Source organism: Streptomyces sp. NBRC 110028, assembly GCF_001417735.1.
Taxonomy (GTDB): domain Bacteria; phylum Actinomycetota; class Actinomycetes; order Streptomycetales; family Streptomycetaceae; genus Streptomyces.
This window is the reverse complement of sequence record NZ_BBUZ01000046.1, coordinates 21,720-39,419: the sequence shown is the minus strand read 5'-3', so window position 1 is coordinate 39,419 and position 17,700 is coordinate 21,720. Positions and strand designations below refer to the sequence as shown.

The 17,700-nt window shown below is 74.4% G+C and carries 4 protein-coding genes; all 4 read left to right on the top strand.

Annotated elements, in window-relative coordinates; genetic code table 11:
• The first annotated feature begins 185 nt into the window (after positions 1-185).
• From ASC60_RS33675 to ASC60_RS33660, 4 genes are read left to right on the top strand one after another with little or no spacing between them, the layout of a single operon-like run.
• Complete coding sequence (locus tag ASC60_RS33675) at positions 186-1,541, top strand: class II 3-deoxy-7-phosphoheptulonate synthase (RefSeq protein WP_055557528.1); 1,356 nt, start codon at positions 186-188, stop codon at positions 1,539-1,541.
• Positions 1,538-9,652 (top strand): non-ribosomal peptide synthetase, encoded by an 8,115-nt coding sequence (locus tag ASC60_RS33670; protein WP_055557502.1) that lies wholly within the window; start codon positions 1,538-1,540, stop codon positions 9,650-9,652. The genes ASC60_RS33675 and ASC60_RS33670 overlap by 4 nt, the downstream gene beginning before the upstream one ends.
• 14 nt (positions 9,653-9,666) lie before the next feature.
• Positions 9,667-16,677: a non-ribosomal peptide synthetase gene (locus tag ASC60_RS33665; RefSeq protein ID WP_055557501.1), complete on the top strand. Its 7,011-nt coding sequence runs from the start codon at positions 9,667-9,669 to the stop codon at positions 16,675-16,677.
• Position 16,678: 1 nt separating this feature from the next.
• On the top strand, positions 16,679-17,686 hold the full coding sequence (locus ASC60_RS33660; protein WP_055557500.1) for a 3-oxoacyl-ACP synthase: 1,008 nt from the start codon (positions 16,679-16,681) through the stop codon (positions 17,684-17,686).
• Positions 17,687-17,700: the final 14 nt, after the last annotated feature.

Genomic DNA, 17,700 nt, shown 5'->3' with positions numbered 1-17,700 from the left:
CGTACCAGACCACTTGGGGAACGCCGATGCGGGCCACTCCGGCGAATCTTGACGACGGTCGGCGGCGTCGGCTGGAATTCCGGCCGAGGAACAACAGCTCGCTTTTTCCTCGCGAGAACCGCACGCCTTTGGCTGCCCAATACCGGACGCGGCCGTACCGTCTTTTGACTTTTCGGGGGGCCGTGATGAATTCATCTCCGCAGACCGCGCACCGCGCATCCTGGCGTTCGCTGCCGGCCGCCCAGCAGCCCGCGTGGCCCGACGGGGAACTGCTCCGCGAGGTCACCGACGGCCTGGCCGCCGCGCCCCCGCTGGTGTTCGCCGAGGAGTGCGACCGGCTGCGCGACCGGCTCGCCGCCGTCGCCCGTGGCAAGGCGTTCGTCCTCCAGGGCGGCGACTGCGCCGAGACCTTCGACGGGTCCTCCCGCGAGGTGATCGGCCGCAAGCTGAGGACGCTGCTGCAGATGGCGGTCGTGCTCACCTACGGGGCCTCACTGCCCGTCGTCAAGATCGGCCGGATCGCGGGCCAGTTCGCCAAGCCGCGTTCGCGGCCCACCGAGACGCGCGACGGCCTCACCCTGCCCTCGTACCGCGGAGACGCGGTGAACGCACCGGAGTTCACCGCCGAGGCCCGCCGCCCCGACGCGCGGCGCCTGCGGCGGATGTACGACGTGTCCGCGGCCACGCTCAACCTCGTCCGGGCCTTCGCCACCGGTGGCTTCGCCGATCTGCACCAGGTGCAGGACTGGAACCGGGGCTTCGTCACCGACTCGCCCGCCCGCAGGCGATACGAGCGGCTCGCCGACGACATCGAGCGGGCCCTGAACTTCATGCACGCCTGCGGCGCCGACCCCAAGGAGGTGCAGACCGCCGAACTCTTCGCGAGCCACGAGGGGCTGCTGCTCGACTACGAGCAGGCGCTCACCCGCGGGGACGAGCGCACCGGACACGCTTACGCGGCCAGCGGACACCTGTTGTGGATCGGAGAGCGCACCCGGGACCTGGACGGCGCGCACATCGAGTACTTCTCCCGCGTCCGCAACCCGATCGCGGTGAAGCTCGGCCCCGGCACCGACCCGGACACCGTCCTTCGCTACATCGACCGGCTCGCCCCCGACCGCGAGCCCGGCAGGCTCACGTTCATCGTCCGGATGGGCGCGGAACAGGTCCGCGACCGGCTGCCGACGCTGGTGGAGAAGGTCGTCGCGGAGGGGGCCGAGGTCGCCTGGGTGTGCGATCCGATGCACGGGAACACCTATCAGACGGCCGGCGGCCACAAGACCCGCGACTTCGACGCCATCCTCGCCGAGGTGCGCGGCTTCTTCGAGGTCCACCAGGCGCTCGGCACCCACGCCGGGGGCATCCACGTCGAACTCACCGGCGACGACGTCACCGAATGCGTCGGCGGTGGTGCCCCGGTCGGCGTCGACGACCTGCCGCTGCGCTACGAGTCCGCGTGCGATCCGCGGCTCAACCACGCCCAGTCCCTGGACCTGGCGTTCCTGGTGGCGGAGATGATGCGGGAGCGGGAGTCCGCATGACCGTGCTCGACCTCTTCGCGGAGCACGTCGGCCGCACCCCCGACGCGACGGCCGTCCTCCACGACGGACACCGGCTGACGTTCGCCGAACTCGACCGGCGCACCGACCGGATCGCCCACCGGCTGATCCGGCACGGCGTGGGCCCGGAGGTGCTGGTCGGGCTGTGCGTGGACCGCGGGCCGGACATGGTCGCCGGTGTCCTCGGCATCCTCAAGGCCGGCGGGGCGTACGTACCGCTCGACCCCGCCTACCCGCGGCGGCGGCTGGCCTGGTCGGTCGCCGACTCCGGCACCCCGCTCGTCCTCACCCGGGCCCGTCTCGCGCGTCTGCTGCCCGCCGACGGCCCCCGGAGGCTGCTGCTCGACGAGGTCCACGACGACCGCGAAGAGACCGCGGGGCCACTCCCGCGGCCCGCACCTAAGTCCGCGGCCTATCTGATCCACACCTCCGGTTCGACGGGAGTCCCCAAGGGCGTCCTGGTCGAACACCGCAATCTGCTCAGCGTGTTCGCGGTCTGGGACGGCCTGTACAAGCTGCGCGAATCCCCGCCGCGCTTCGTGTCCGTCACCAGCCTGTCGGTCGACCTGTTCCTCGCCGATCTGCTCCGCTCGGTCTTCGCGGGCGGATCCGTCGTGATCGCGCCCCAGGACACCGTCACCGACCCCGCCCGGCTGCTCGACCTGCTGGAGAGCGGCGGGGGAGACGCCATCGAGCTGGTGCCGATCCTGGCCAAGGAGCTGGGGCGGGAGGCGGCGGCCCGTGGCCGGACCCTGCCCCCGCTGCGGCTGCTGTCCGTCGGCTCGGAGGGCTGGCTGACCGAGGACTGCCGGGAGCTGCTGTCCCTCGTCCACCCCGGCACCACCGTGGTCAACGCCTACGGCGCCACCGAGACCACCGTGGACTCCTGCCTGTTCTTCCCCGCCGCCGAAGGGCTCGGGGACAGCGCCCTGGTCCCCATCGGCCGCCCGGTCCCCGGCACCGACGCCCACATCCTGGACGACCGGCTGCGCCCGGTGCCCGAGGGGGAGACCGGGGAGCTGTGGATCGGCGGCCCCGGCGTCGTACGCGGCTACCACCGGCGGCCGGAGGCCACCGCCGACCGGTTCGTCCCCGACCCGTGGACGGCGGGCGGGCGCCTCTACCGCACCGGCGACCTGGTGCGGCGGCGCGCGGACGGGGTCCTGGAATTCCTCGGCCGCGGCGACGACCAGGTGCAGATCCACGGCTTCCGGGTCGAGACCGGGGAGATCGAGAACGCGCTGGTGGGCCACCCGGACGTGGCGGCCGCCGCCGTGGCCGTGCGGGGCGGCGGGGACCGGGGCCCGCGCCGCCTGGTCGGCTACGTGGTGCCCGCGGGCCCGCGGAAGCCCGGCCCCGGGGCGCTGCGCGCCTTCCTCGCCGAGCGGCTGCCCGAGCACATGGTCCCCGCGGCGCTCGTCGCCCTCGACCGGCTGCCCACGCTGCCGAACGGCAAGGTCGACCGCCGCTCCCTGCCCGACGTGCCGCCGTCCCCGGCGGCCGACGGCCCCCGGACACCGCCCCGCACCGCCACCGAACGGGCCCTGGCCGGCATCTGGGCGCAGGTGCTGGGCGCGGACCGGGTGGGCGTGGACGAGGACTTCTTCGCCCTGGGCGGAGACTCGGTCCTCGCCATGCGGGCCGTCGCCCGGACCCGGTCCGCCCTCGGCGCCGAGCTGTCCGTCCGTACGCTCCTCGACCGCCGCACCATCGCCGCGCTGGCCGAACACCTCCGTACCCCGGCGCCCGGCGCCGCCCCGCCCGGTGCGCGGATCGCCGGAGCCGCCGGGCAGGACCGCGTCCTGCCCCTGTCCCCGGTGCAGCGGCGGCTGTGGTTCCTGCACGCTTACGCGCCGGGGCCCGACTACAACGTCGGCGGCGCCGTCCGCCTCACCGGCCCCCTGGACCCCGGGGCGCTCGACCGGGCGCTCACCCGGCTCGCCGCACGCCAGGAGTCGCTGCGCACGACCTTCGAGACCAGGGACGGCCGGGGAGCGCAGATCGTGCACCCGCCGGGCCCGCTGACGGCGGAACACATCGACCTCACCCCGCTGCCAGAAGCCGACCGGGAACGGGCGCTCGACCGCCTGATGCGCGAGGACCTGCTGACCCCGTTCGACCTCGCCCGGGGGCCGCTGCTGCGCCCCCGGCTGATCCGGCTGTCCCCGGCGGACCACGTCCTCACCCTGACCTCGCACCACCTCATCAGCGACGACTGGTCCTACGAGGTGCTGCTGGCCGAGCTGGGCGCGCACTACACGGCCGCCGTGACCGGCACCCCGGCGCGCCTCCCCGAACTGCCGGTGCGCTACGCCGACTACACCGTCTGGCACCGGCGGCGGCTCGCCGACGGCCTCGAGGCCCGGCAACTGGCGTACTGGCGTGACCGGCTCGCCGGAACGGAGCCCCTGGACCTGGCCACCGACCGGCCCCGGACCCCGGAAACCGGCACCGCCGGGGCGGCCGTCGCGGTCCGGATCCCGGGCCCGGTCGTGGACCGGTTGCGGCAGCTCGGCCACGAGCACGGCACGACCCTGTTCAGCACCCTTCTCGCGGCGACCCAGATCTTCTTGGCCCGGCACACCGGACAGCGGGACATCGCGGTCGGGGTGGTGACCTCGGGGCGGGACCACGAGGCGCTCGACGACCTGGTCGGCTTCTTCGTCAACACGCTCGTCCTGCGCACGGAGGTGGACGGCGACCGGCCCTTCACCGAAACGCTCGGCGATGTCCGCGACACCCTGCTCGACGCCGTCGCCCACGGCGAACTGCCCTTCGACCGGCTGGTCGAGGCGCTGGCCCCGGCCCGCGCCGCGGACCGCACCCCGCTGGTCCAGGCGCTCGTCGTCATGCGCAACGCCCCGGCCCGGGAACGGCGGTTCAGCGGACTGGCCGTCACCGAGGTCCCGGTTCCGGTGGTGTCCGCCGTCTTCGACCTCACCGTGGAATTCGAGGAGACCGGTGACGGGCTGCGCGCCGGCTTCCTCTACAACAGCGCCCTGTTCGACCGGGCGACGGCCGAGCGGATGGCCGGGCGGCTGCGCACGCTCCTCACCCACATCGCGCACGACCCCGGCCCCGCCGCCCGGCTCTCCCTCCTCACCGGCGCGGAGGAACACCAGGTGCTCACCGAGTGGAACGCCACCGGCGAGCCCGCGGACGGCCACTGCGTGCACGAGGTCTTCGCGGCCCGGGCCCGGCACGACCCGGACCGGCCCGCCGTGGTCCGCGGCGACCACCGGATCGGCTACGGCGAACTGGACGCGCGGGCCAACCGGCTCGCCCACCACCTGGCCGCGCGCGGCGTCGGCCCGGAGACCCTGGTCGGGCTGTGCCCGGACCGCGGCCCCGACCTGATCGTCGCCGCGCTCGCCGTGCTCAAGGCGGGCGGCGCGTTCGTCCCCCTGGACCTGGGGCAGCCCAGGGACCGGCTGGCGCACATCGCCGCCGGAGCCGCGCCACGGGTGCTGATCGCCCACCGCCACCAGCTCCCCTCGCTGCCCGACGTCCCCGCCGACATCGTGTGCCTCGACCGGGAACCGGACCGCACGGCCATCGCCCGCCGCCCCGCGACCCCGCCCCGGACACACGTCCGCCCCGCGAACCTCGCCTACGCCGTCTACACCTCGGGCTCCACGGGGCGCCCCAAGGGCGTCCTGATCCAGCACGGCGCGGTGTGCAACCTGGCGGCCGACAGCCGCCGCACCCTCGGGCTGCGGCCCGGCTCCCGGATGCTGCAGCATCTGTCGTTCAGCTTCGACGGCGGCATCTGGCAGGCCCTGATGCCCCTGCTGACCGGCGCGACCCTGTGCCTGAGCCGACCCGGCGAGGACGACGACCCGGCGCGGCTCGCCGAGCGGATCCGCCGGGACGCGGTCACCCACCTGATGCTCCCCCCGGCGCTGCTCGGCGTGCTCGACCCCACGGCGCTGCCCGGGCTGGAACTGGTGTGCTCGGCGGCCGACGTGTGTTCCGTGGAAACGGCCCGCCGGTGGCTGACGGCGCACCCGTTCGCCAACCTCTACGGCCCGACCGAGACCACCATGTGCTCGACCGCCCACCTCATGGCACACGGCGACACCCTGCCGGAGGAGCGCCGTGTCCCCATCGGCGGACCGGTGACGGGCGTACGGCACTACGTCCTGGACGGCGCGCTGCGACCGGCACCCATCGGGGTGGCGGGCGAGCTGTACATCGCGGGCGCCGGGCTCGCCCGGGGCTACCAGTCCCGGCCCGCGGAAACCGCCGGGCGTTTCGTCCCCGACCCGTGGGGCGCGCCGGGCAGCCGGATGTACCGCACCGGAGATGTGGTGCGATGGCGCGCGGAAGGCGTGCTCGACTTCCTCGGCCGCGCCGACGACCAGGTGAAGATCCGTGGCTACCGGGTGGAGACCGCCGAGGTGGAAGCGGCCCTGACCGCCCACCCGGACGTGTCCGAGGCGGTCGTGACCGCGCGCGTCGACGGGCCGTCCGACGGCCGGGCGGAGCGGCGGCTCGTCGCCTACGCCGTCCCCCGGCCGGGACGTCCGGCACCCACCACGACGGCGCTGCGCCGCCACCTCGCCACCCTGCTGCCCGGCTACATGATCCCGTCGGCGTTCGTGGCGCTCGACGCCCTCCCGCTGAACTCCAGCGGGAAGGTCGACCAGCGCGCCCTGCCCCGGCCGGAGGGGCGGCCGGACACCGAGGCCGCGTACGTCGCCCCGGCGAACCCCGCCGAACGGGCCCTCGCGGCCGTGTGGTCGGAGGTGCTCGATGTCGAACGGGTCGGGGTGGACGACGACTTCTTCGACCTCGGCGGGGACTCCATCACCAGTGTGCGGCTCGCCACCCGCGCCCGGGCGGCGGGCCTGGCCCTGACCCCCAAGGACGTCTTCACCCGGCTCACGATCCGCGCCCTCGCCGAGCAGGCGGGGAACACCACCGCCACCGCCGCTCCGGAGCGGGTGGGCCCCACAGCGGCCCCCGGCTCCGGGCCGTACCCCCTCACCCCGCTCCAGACCGGCCTGCTCTACCACTCCCTCGCCACCGGCGGCCCGGATGTCTACGCCCGGAGTCTCGGCATGACCGTCGCGGGCGTCACCGAGCCCGGTGTCCTGGCCCGGGCCTGGCAGCATGTCGTCGACCGCACGCCCGCCCTGCGGAGCACCGTCGCCACCGAGCCCGGCGCCCCGCCCGTGCAGATCCCGCGAGCGGACTTCACCCTCCCGGTCGACCACCACGACTGGCGCCGGCTGCCCCCCGAACTCCGGCAGGAGTCCCTGGAACGGCTCAGGGAGCGGGACCGCGCGGCCCGGCTCGACCCGCGCCACGAGGTGCCGACGCGGCTGGCCGTCGTCCGCGTGGCGGACGACGAGGTCCTGCTGCTGTGGACGTGCCACCATCTGTTCCTCGACGGATGGAGCGTCACGGAAGTCCTCACGGACGTCTTCACCGCCTACGCCGCCCTGTCCGCCGGACGCCCACCCGCCCTCGCCCCGCGCGGCGCCTTCAGCGACTATGTGCGCTGGCTCGCCGCACGCGACGAAACCGCGGCGCGCGCGTACTGGCGCGCGGCGCTCGCCGGTTTCCCGGCCGCCACGCCACTGCCGTACGCCGGTACCCCGCCGCCCGGCCACCAGGTGCGCCACCACGCCGCACGGGTGACCGAACTGGGCGGAGCGGACTACGACCGGCTGCGCGGTTTCGCACGCCGCCACCGGCTCACCGTCAACACCCTGGTCCAGGCCGCCTGGGCGCTGCTGCTGGCCCGGCACAGCGGTGGCTCGGACGTGGTCTTCGGTGCCACGGTCGCCCATCGCGGCGACGGACCGCCGGGCGTGGAGTCCATCATCGGCCTGCTGATCAACACGCTGCCGGTGCGGGTGCGGATCGACGAGGGCGCCCCGGTGGCCGACTGGCTGCGCGGTGTGCAGGCCCAGCAGGCCGAGGCCCGCCAGTACGACACCTTCCCGCTGTCCGAGCAGCGGGCCAACAGCGCGGTCCCCCAGGGAGCGGCCCTCTTCGACACCGCGGTGGCCTTCGACAACATCCCCCTCGACCCCGCCACCACCGCGGCCGGCGGGCTGCGCGTCACCACGCTGGACACCGGCAACGCCACCAACTACCCCCTGTCCCTCCTCGTCCACACCACCGGCGCCCTCGTCCTCGAAGTGAGCTATGACGCCGGGCTGTTCGACGAGCGGACCGCCGGGCGGATTCTCCATCAACTCCACTCATTGCTGGTCGAGTTGGTCGCCGACCCCGACCGCCCGGTGGCCGCCGTGGCCCTGCCCGTGGACACCGCGGCCCCCGCCGGGGAAGAACCCGCACCGGCACCGCGCTGCGCGCACGAACTGTTCGCGGACCAGGTGGCACGGACCCCCGGCGCACCGGCGCTGCGGGCGGACGGACACCTCCTCACCTACGCCGAACTGGACGCCCGCGCCAACCGCCTGGCCCACCACCTCATCGAGCACGGCGTCGGCCCCGAGACATCCGTCGGCCTGTCACTGCCACGGGGCACCGACCAGATCGTCGCGCTGCTGGCGATCCTCAAGGCCGGTGGCGCCCACCTGCCCCTCGACCCCGCCTACCCCCCGGAACGGCTCGGCTGGATGCTGGCGGACGCGGGCGCGGCGGTACTCGTCACCAACACCGCGACGCGTGCCCCCTGGTGCCCGGACACCGTCCCGACCGTCCTCCTCGACCAGGCCGCCGGCGGTCTCGCACACCACCCCGCGACCGCGCCGCGCGTGCCCGTACGGCCCGGGAACGCCGCGTACGTCATCTACACCTCCGGGTCGACGGGCCGCCCCAAGGGCACCGTCGTCACCCACCGGGGCGTCACCGGCATGCTCGCCGGAATCCACCGCGCCGCCGCCACCGGGCCGGGCCACCGGGTGCTGCAGTTCGCCTCGGCCGGCTTCGACGCGGCCTTCTGGGAGACCGCCATGGCGCTGTGCAACGGGGCCACCCTGGTGCTCGCCCCGCCGGAACAACTGCTGCCCGGCCCGGCGCTGACGCGGACCATCGCCGACCACGGGATCACCCATGTGACACTGCCACCCGCCGTACTGGCCGTGCTGCCGGACGGCGGTCTGCCGAGCGGGCTGGTGCTGTTCACCGCCGGGGAGGAGTGCCCGGCGGAACTCGCCGCCCGCTGGGCGCCGGACCGGCTGATGTTCAACGCGTACGGACCCACCGAGGCGACCGTCTGCTCCACGGTCAGCGAGCGCCTGGACGGCGCCGGGGAACCCGCGATCGGCACACCGGTCCCCGGCACCGGCGCGCTGGTGCTCGACGCCGGGCTGCGGCCGGTCCCCGACGGGGTGACGGGCGAGCTGTATCTCGTCGGGCAGGGCCTGGCGCGGGGCTACCACGGCCGGGCGGCGCTGACCGCCGAGCGGTTCGTGGCCTGCCCCCACGGCCCCGCCGGGGAGCGCATGTACCGGACCGGGGACCTGGTCCGCAGAACACCCGGCGGGGACTTGCGCTTCGTCGGCCGGGCCGACCACCAGGTCAAGGTCCGCGGTTTCCGGGCCGAACCCGGCGAGATCGAACGGGAGCTGACCCGGCACCCCGATGTGGCGCAGGCCGTGGTGGTGGCGGTGGGCCGGGAACAGCGACGCCGGCTGACGGCCCATATCGTGCCCGCCGAGGGCCGTACCCCCACCGCCACGGAACTGCGCGATCACCTGGCGCGCCGGCTGCCCCCGCAACTGGTCCCCTCCGCCTTCGGCTTCCACACGTCACTGCCCCTGACGGTGAACGGCAAGACCGACCGCCGGGCGCTGGAAGCCGCGGAACCCGCGCCACCCGCGCGGAACACGCGGTCCGCGCCGCGCGACGAGGCCGAGCGCACCGTGGCCGGGCTGTGGGCGCGGCTGCTGGACCGCGACGCGGAGGGGATCGGCGTACGGGAGAAGTTCTTCGAAGCCGGAGGCTCGTCCCTGACCCTGATGGAACTCGCCGGGGAGCTGACGGCCCTCGGCGGCGATCCGGTGCCGGTGGCCGCGCTGCTGGAGCACTCGACCGTCGAGTCGATGGCGCGGCTGCTGGAGGGCCGGCCGGAAACCGCGGAAGCCGACGACCGAGGTGACTACGTACTGTGATGCGAGGAGACCACGTGGACCAGGAAGCGGTCGCGATCATCGGGGCGGCGTTCACCCTGCCCGGGGCCGGAGACTTCGACACCCTGCACGAGAACCTGCGCGAAGGCCGGGTCAGCGTGGGCGCGCCCACCGCGGACCGGGTCCGGTACGCGGGCGGCGACCCGGACACCGGCTACGCGCCCTCGGGCTATCTCGACCGCGTCGACCTCTTCGACCACCGCTTCTTCGGCCTCTCCCGCCGGGAGGCGGAGCTGATGGACCCCCATCAGCGGCTCACCCTCCACCTGGTGCACCAGGCCGTCGAGAACGCCTGCTACGCGCCCGGCTCCCTGAAGGGGACGGCGACGGCCGTGGTGTTCAGCGCCCCGGACCCCGCCTACGCCACGCTGTTCCGCGACGACGACCCGCAGCAGATCCTCGGCACGCTCCCCTCCGCCGTCGCGGCGCGCGTCGCCTATCTCCTCGACCTGTCGGGGCCCGTCCTCGCCGTGGACACCGCGTGCAGCGGAAGCCTGGCGGCACTGGCCCTGGCTGTCAATCAACTACGAGCACACACAGCGGAGTTGGCCATCGCGGGCGGTGTCAGCGTCCAGTCGCTGCCGCAGCCTTCGGCCACCCACGAACCGCTGCCCGGCGTCGAGTCGCCCGACGGGATGTGCCGTCCGTTCGACGCGGCGGCCAATGGCGGGGTCGGCGGCGAGGGCGGTGGCTTCGTCGTCCTCAAACGGCTGACCGACGCCCTCGCCGACGACGATCACATCCACGCCGTACTGCGCGGCATCGCGGTGAACCACAACGGCTACCGCGCCACCAGCATGAGCGCACCCAGCCAGGACGCCCAGGCCGAACTGATCACCGCAGCCTGGCAGGACGCGGGCCTGCCGCTGACCACCGCCGGCTACCTCGAAGGCCACGGCTCCGCCACCCCGCTCGGCGATCTGGCCGAGGTGAGCGGGGTGCGCCAGGCCCTCCTGGCGGCCGGGGTCCCGGAACACCCCGAGGCCCCCTTCCCGATCGGCAGCGTCAAGGGCAACGTGGGACACCTGGACCACGCCGCGGGCATGGCCGGTCTGTTCAAGGTGCTGGCCGGGCTGCGGCATACGACGCTGTACCCGACCGCCCGCTTCCGGGACGCCCACGCCCTGGTGGACTCCGGGGGACCGATCCGGGTCAGCGCGCGGACCCTGCCCTGGACACCGGCCGGGGACGGGCTCCCGCGCCGCGCCGGGCTGAGTTCCTTCGGCCTGACCGGAACCAATGTCCACGCCGTCATCGAGGAACCCCCCGCCCGCCGGGGCACGGACCCCGCGACCGGCCCGGCCACCACCGAGCTGGTCACCGTGTCGGCGGCGTCCCGCACGGCGCTCGCCCGCCGCGTCCGCGGCCTGAGCGACTTCCTGGACGGCACGGACCACGACCTGGCCACCGTGGCCCACGCCCTCAACCGCGGACGGGACGACCACCGCTGGCGCTGGGCCTGCGCCACCGACGACATCGGCCGACTGGCCACCGCCCTGCGGACCGCCACCCTCCCCGAGCGCGAGGCACCCGCGAACCCGCCGGTGGTGCTGCTGTTCTCCGGCGACGGCGACGGCGGCGGCGACAGCGACAGCGGCGTAGGTGTCCCGGACCGGGCGTACTGGCGGGCACTGCGCACGGAGTTCCCCGTACTCGCCGACGCCGAGGACTCCTTCGGCGCGCGCACCCCCGGCGGCCCCGGCGGCGGGGCGGTGACGCCGCTGACCCACCACTACGCGCTGTACCGCCTCGCGGAATCCCTGGGGCTGGACACGGGACGGCTGGTGGGCTCGGGCCCGGGGAACCTCGCGGTCCAGGTCGCCCGCGGGCGGCTCCCGGCAGCCCGTGCCCTGGCGGCAGCGGCCGAGGCCACCCTCACCGACGAGGTCGACGAGGCCGGACTCCGCAAGGCGGTCAAGGACTTCGTCCGGGACGGAGCCCTCCTCGTCGAACTCGGGCGCGAGGGCACCCTCTCCCGGCGCATCGGAAAGCTCGCGCCCGAACTCACCATCGTCCCGCTCATCGGCGACGCGGGCCGCGACGACGTCCTGGGCGCCCTCGCGCACCTCTACGAGGCGGGCGCGGACCTCGACTGGAACCGCCACTACGACGGCAGACGCATCCTCCGCGCGGAGGTGCCCACCTACCCGTTCGAGCCCGTCTCCTGCTGGTACGGAAGCCGGCGGGCGGACGCGCCCCCGCCCCGCCCCGCCGCCGCACCCGCCCCCGCGCCGCCCGCGCCCGAGGCGGACGAGGCGGAGATCCGGCAGGCCGTGGCCGCCATCTGGAGCGACATCCTGGGCGCCCCCGGCATCGACGCCACGTCCGACTACTTCGAGCTGGGCGGCACGTCCATCGCGGGCATCACCCTGCTGCGTCAGGTCGAGGCCCGGTTCGGCGTCCGGCTCACCTTCGCCGACCTGTACGAGCACCGTACGGTCCAGGAGACGGCCGCCCTGATCGCCGGGCGCCGCCGGGGCGGTTCGCCCGGAGCCGACTGGACGATCGTCCCCGTACCGTCGGGGGACCGCGTCCCGCTCACCTACAACCAGGAACAGCTGTGGTACCTCGACAAGCTGTCACCGCCCGGCCCGCTGTACAACATCCCCGGTGATCTGCGCTACACCGGCCCGCTCGACCACGACGCCCTCCGGGCGGCGCTGCGCGATGTGGTGCGGCGGCACGACGTACTGCGGACCCGGATCCCGCACGAGGACGGCCGCCCGTACGTGCGGTTCGACGCGTCCGGCCCCGGGCTGATCATCGACGACCTCAGCCATCTGCCGGAGCCGGAGCGGGAGGCGGAGGCGCGGCGGATCGCCCACGCGGAGGCCCGCCACCCCTTCGACCTGGCGACCGGCCCCCTGATGCGCACCACGCTGCTGAAGCTGGCCGAGGACGACCACCTCCTGCTCTGCACCTGGCACCACATCGTCTTCGACGGCTGGTCGCCCGCGGTGTTCTTCCGCGACCTCGGCGAGTGCTACGCCGCCCGGCTGGCGAACCGGCCCGCACAGCTGCCCCAACTGGCCGTCGGATACGGAGACTTCGCCCGCTGGCAGCGGTCCTGGCTCGACGGGGAGCGGATGGAGCGGGGCCTGCGCTACTGGCGCGGACAGCTGGCCGGACTGGAGGCCACCGAGCTTCCCCTGGACCGGCCGCGCCCGTCCGTCGAATCCCACGACGGCGACCTGCTGGAGTTCACGCTCGGCCCGGAACGCGCCCACGCGCTGCGCGAGTTCAGCAAGCACGAGGGGGTGACCACCTTCGTCACCCTGCTGGCCGTCGTCGACGCCCTGCTGCACCTGTGGGCGGGCCAGGAGGACGTGGTGGTCGGGGCCGCGGCCTCCGGCCGGTACCACCCCGACACCCACGAGCTGATCGGCTACTTCAACAACCTGCTGCCGTTCCGCACCAGGGTCGACGGCGGGATGACCTTCCGCGAGCTGGTGCGCCGCTGCGCCGAGACGGTGGCCGGCGCCCTGGACCACGAGGAGATCCCCTTCGGGAAGATCGTCTCCGCCCTCGGGCCCGAGCGGGACGCCTCCCGCCACCCCCTGTTCACGGTCGGCTACACCCACCAGAACACCGCGAGCCACTCCGAGGCGCCGGACGGACTCACCGTGGCCCCGGGCGGTGGTTCGTTCGGCGGCATCGCTCCCGGGACCGCCAAGCTCGACCTCACGCTCGGCGTGAACGACGAGATCGACGGCCCGATGACCGGCTATCTGGAGTACGCCGTCGACCTGTTCGACCGGGCGACGATGGAACGGCTCGCCGGGCTCTTCCAGGACCTGGTGGGCGCCGCGATGGACGGCCCGGACCGCACGCTGCCCGAGCTGCTGGACGCGCCGCACCGCGGGCCCGGCACCGCCGTGCTCAGCGGGCCCGAACGGCCGCTCGGCGAGGCGTGCCCGGTGCACCGGGCGGTGGCGCACTGGGCGGCGACCGCCCCCGACCGGCCCGCCGTCGTCGACCCCGCCACCGGCCGGACCCACACCTACCGCGAGCTGAACGCGCTGGCCGACCGGCTCGCCCGGCGGCTCGCCGCCGCCGGTGTCACCACGGGGGCCACCGTCCCGGTCATCGCCGCGCGCGGGGTGGAACTGGTGACGGGCTGGCTCGGTGTGCTCAAGGCGGGCGGCGCCTTCGTACCGGTGGACCCGGCCCTCCCGGCCGAGCGCGTGGCCGATCTGCTGGCCGGGCTGGAGTGCCCCCTGATCGTGGCGGGCGAGGGCCAGGAGCCGCCGCTCGCGGACACGCCCCTCCTCCGTATCGAGGTACGGCCCCCCGACGGGCAGGCCGATCACCCCGGCCACCCCGGCCACCCCGACACCGCACCCGGTGATCTGGCGTACATCGCCTACACCTCCGGTTCCACCGGACGCCCGCACGGCTGCGAGATCACCCACCGCGCCCTGCTCAACGTGGCGACCTGGTGGGGCGCCGAAGCCGGGCTGGGTCCCGGGGACCGGGTGGCGCAGGTCTTCGCGCCCGGATTCGACGGCGCCATCCTGGAGACGCTCTCGGCCCTGTCCCACGGAGCGGCCCTCCACGTCCTGCACGACACCATGCGGACCCCGGTGGAACTGCTCCGCTGGATGGCACACCAGCGGATCACCGTCACCTTCCTGCCGACCCCGCTCGCCGAGGTGGTGCTGCGCGAGTATCCCGACGTCCCCGGGGTGCGGCTGCGGGTGGTGGGCGTGGGCGGCGACCGGCTGCGCGTACGCCCTCCGGCGGGGGCGCCCTTCCGCACGCTGAACCTGTACGGGCCGACGGAGTGCGCGGTCGTCTCCACCTGGGCCGAGGTGACACCCGGGCCGGACGCCGGCCTGCCCGCGATCGGGCGCCCCATCGACAACGCCACCGCCCGCGTCCTGCGCCCGGACGGACAGCCCTGCGCCGTGGGCGAGCAGGGCGAGCTATACGTGGGCGGGGCGGCCGTGGGCCGCGGCTATCACCGGCTGCCGGACCACACCACGGCCCGCTTCCTGCCCGACCCCTTCGCCGCCGGTCCCGGGGCCCGGATGTACCGGACGGGCGACCTCGCCCGCCTCGCGGCGGACGGCTCCCTCGCGTTCCTCGGCCGCGCCGACCAGCAGGTGGAGATCCGGGGCCACCGCGTCGAACCGGCCGAGATCGAACGTGTCCTGCTCGGACACCCCGCGGTGCGGGAGGCGGTGGTGCTTCCCGACGGCCGGGCCGCCGACGCCACCCAGCTCGTCGCACACCTCGCGGGCGACCGGCTCCCGGCCCCCGACGCCCTGACCGCCTGGGCGGCCGAACGGCTCCCCGGCTACATGGTCCCCGCCCGGATCGCCACGTACGCCCGCCTGCCACGCACGGCGAACGGCAAGACCGACCGCAAGAGGATGGTGGAGATGACGACATCGGTGAACGCGCCGGAACCGGCAACCGGGGCCGCCGCCCCGGCCGGGGACGGTGACGCCGAGCGGATACTCGGCCGGATCTGGGCCGACCTCCTCGGCCGGGACTCGGTGGGCCCGGACGACAACTTCTTCGAGATCGGCGGGGACTCCATCCTGAGCGTGGCCGTCGCCGCCCGGGCGGAGACCGCCGGACTGTCCCTCACCCCGCACGACGTCCTCCGCCGGCCCACCCTGCGGGCCCTCGCCGCCGGTACGGCCCCCGCCCCGCCGGGCGGCACCCGCACCGCACCCGAGCCGCCCGCCGACGCGGCCATTCCGCTGACCCCGCTCATGCACAGCCTCCTGGAGCACGCCGACGACGGCGCCCGGGACTTCGTCGTGGCGGAGGTCCTGGAGACATCCGCCGGAATCCGGGCCGACCTGGTGCGCCGAGCGGTCGCGCGACTGCTGGAACTGCACGAACCGCTCAGGTTCCGCCTCCGCCACAACGCGATCAGCCGCTGGATCGAACGCGCCGACGCCGCACCGCCCGACGTCATGGACGTCAAGGTGCTGCCCGCGATGGGCGAAAACGCCGAACTCGCCGTGCTGGAGGGCGACAAGGACGCCCTCATCAAGGACGTCGACCCCGCCCGGGGAGCGATGCTGCGGGCCCGCTTCTACGACCGCGGCCCGGACCGCACCGGGCTGCTGCTCCTGGTCGTCCACCACTTCGCGTACGACCACATCTCACTCGTGCCGCTGCTGGAGGACGTCAACTCCGCGCTGGGAACGCCCGGGGAGATCCCGCCGCCCGACAGCGGCGGGCGCGACGGATGGAGCGCCTGGAGCCGCCATCTCACGGCCATGGCGACCGGCGACGAACTGGCGGGCGAAGCCACCTACTGGACCGTCGTCATGGAGGCGGGCCGGACCGCGGGCGGCCTGCCGGAGGACGCCGAACAGCCGCCCCGTCCCGGCGCGGGCCAGGGCGTATGGCGCCGCGTCATCCCGGCCGACCGGGTCGCCACCGCACTGCGCGAGGGCAACAGCGCGGGCCGCGAGGCGGCGATGGCCGCGGTGGCCTGCGCGTGGAGCCGCTGGCGGGGGCGCCCCGACGCCTATCTGATGGCGGTGGGGGAGGGGACCCCGAACGCCTACCGGCCGACCGGCCGGTCACGCTCGATCGGCTGGTTCACCAACGCCTTCCCCGTGCTGCTCCCGGTCGCGGAGGGACAGCGCTCCGCCGAGGCCCTTCCGGCGGTCGCCGAGCAGCTGCGCGCGGTGCCCCACGACGGTGTCGGCTACGGCATCCTGCGCAAGCTCAGCCCCCGGAGCCCGGCCACGGACCGGATCTGCTCCCTGCCCGAGCCGCCGGTCCTCGTCGAGCACACCGCGACCGGTGGCGAAGCGCTGAAGATCGGTGCGGGACCGGCGTGGATCCGCTCCGTACCGCTCGTCGTGGAGCAGCGCTCGCTGCTGGCCCATGTGCCGGTCGCGGTGTCCAGCATGGTCCAGGACGGCGAGCTGGTCATCTACCTGGTGCACGACGGGCGACTGCGCGGCGACCGCATGGAGGAGTTCGCCGACCACCTCGCCGACGCGTTCACCGAACTCGCCGCCGGGGAGGACTGACATGGCGGCACCCCTCGCGATCCGGGCCGCCGCCTGGCACCTGCCGGAGCGCCGCGTGGAGACCGCGGACCTCCCCGAACGCGCCACCCTGAGCCACCAGGAGCGCGAAACCTACGACGCGCTCGGCATCGAGAGGCTGCGCCTGGACGACGAGCTGAGCGCCCATGACCTCGCCCTCCGGGCCACCCGGGAGGTCATGGCACGGGCCGGGCTCGGTCCGGCGGACGTCGACGCGCTGATCGTGGTCGAACCGCGCGCCCCGGAGGAACTGGTGACGTCCGAGGCGACCCGGCTCCAGGAGGCCCTGAAAGTCAGCGGCGCGCTCGCCTTCTCGGTGGGCGGACTGGGCTGCGCCACCCTCACCCCGGCGCTGCTCGCGGCCCGCGGACTGCTCGCCGCCGACGAGGAGCTGACGCACATCCTCATCGCGCACGGCAGCAAACCGGCGACGCCCGGCCGCTACCGACATCCCGTCACGCTCAACGGGGACGGCGGCCAGGCGCTCGTGCTGGGCCGCACCGGATTGGTCCGGGTCCTCGACGTGGTCCAGGAGACGAACGGCGCCTACTGGGACCTCTTCCGCGTCGCCTACCGGGACCGGCCGGCCGGCGACTGGCGCGAGGAGTGCCGGGACCTCACCGCGTACTCCTTCCGGCTGGCCGTGGAGTCGCGCAACCGCCTCCGGGACCTGCTGCGGCGCCTGCTGGACCGCAACGGAATGCGGCCGCGGGACGTCCGCGGCTACATCGGGCAGAACCTCTCCGCGGGCGGGCACGCCTTCATGGCGGACGTGCTGGGCGCGGAGCTGATCCCGGCCTGTCACGAGAACCTTCGAAACTACGGGCATCTGGGTCCGGGAGACGTGCTTCTGAACCTCTATTCGGGCCTGGAAAGCAAAGAACTGGCCGAGGGCGAGCGAGCGGTGCTCATCAACATGAGCCCGGTGGCGGCGTGGAGCCTGCTGCTCGTGGAGATCGGTGATGACGGAGATCGGGTCCACTATCTCTGAAGAGCGGAGAAAAG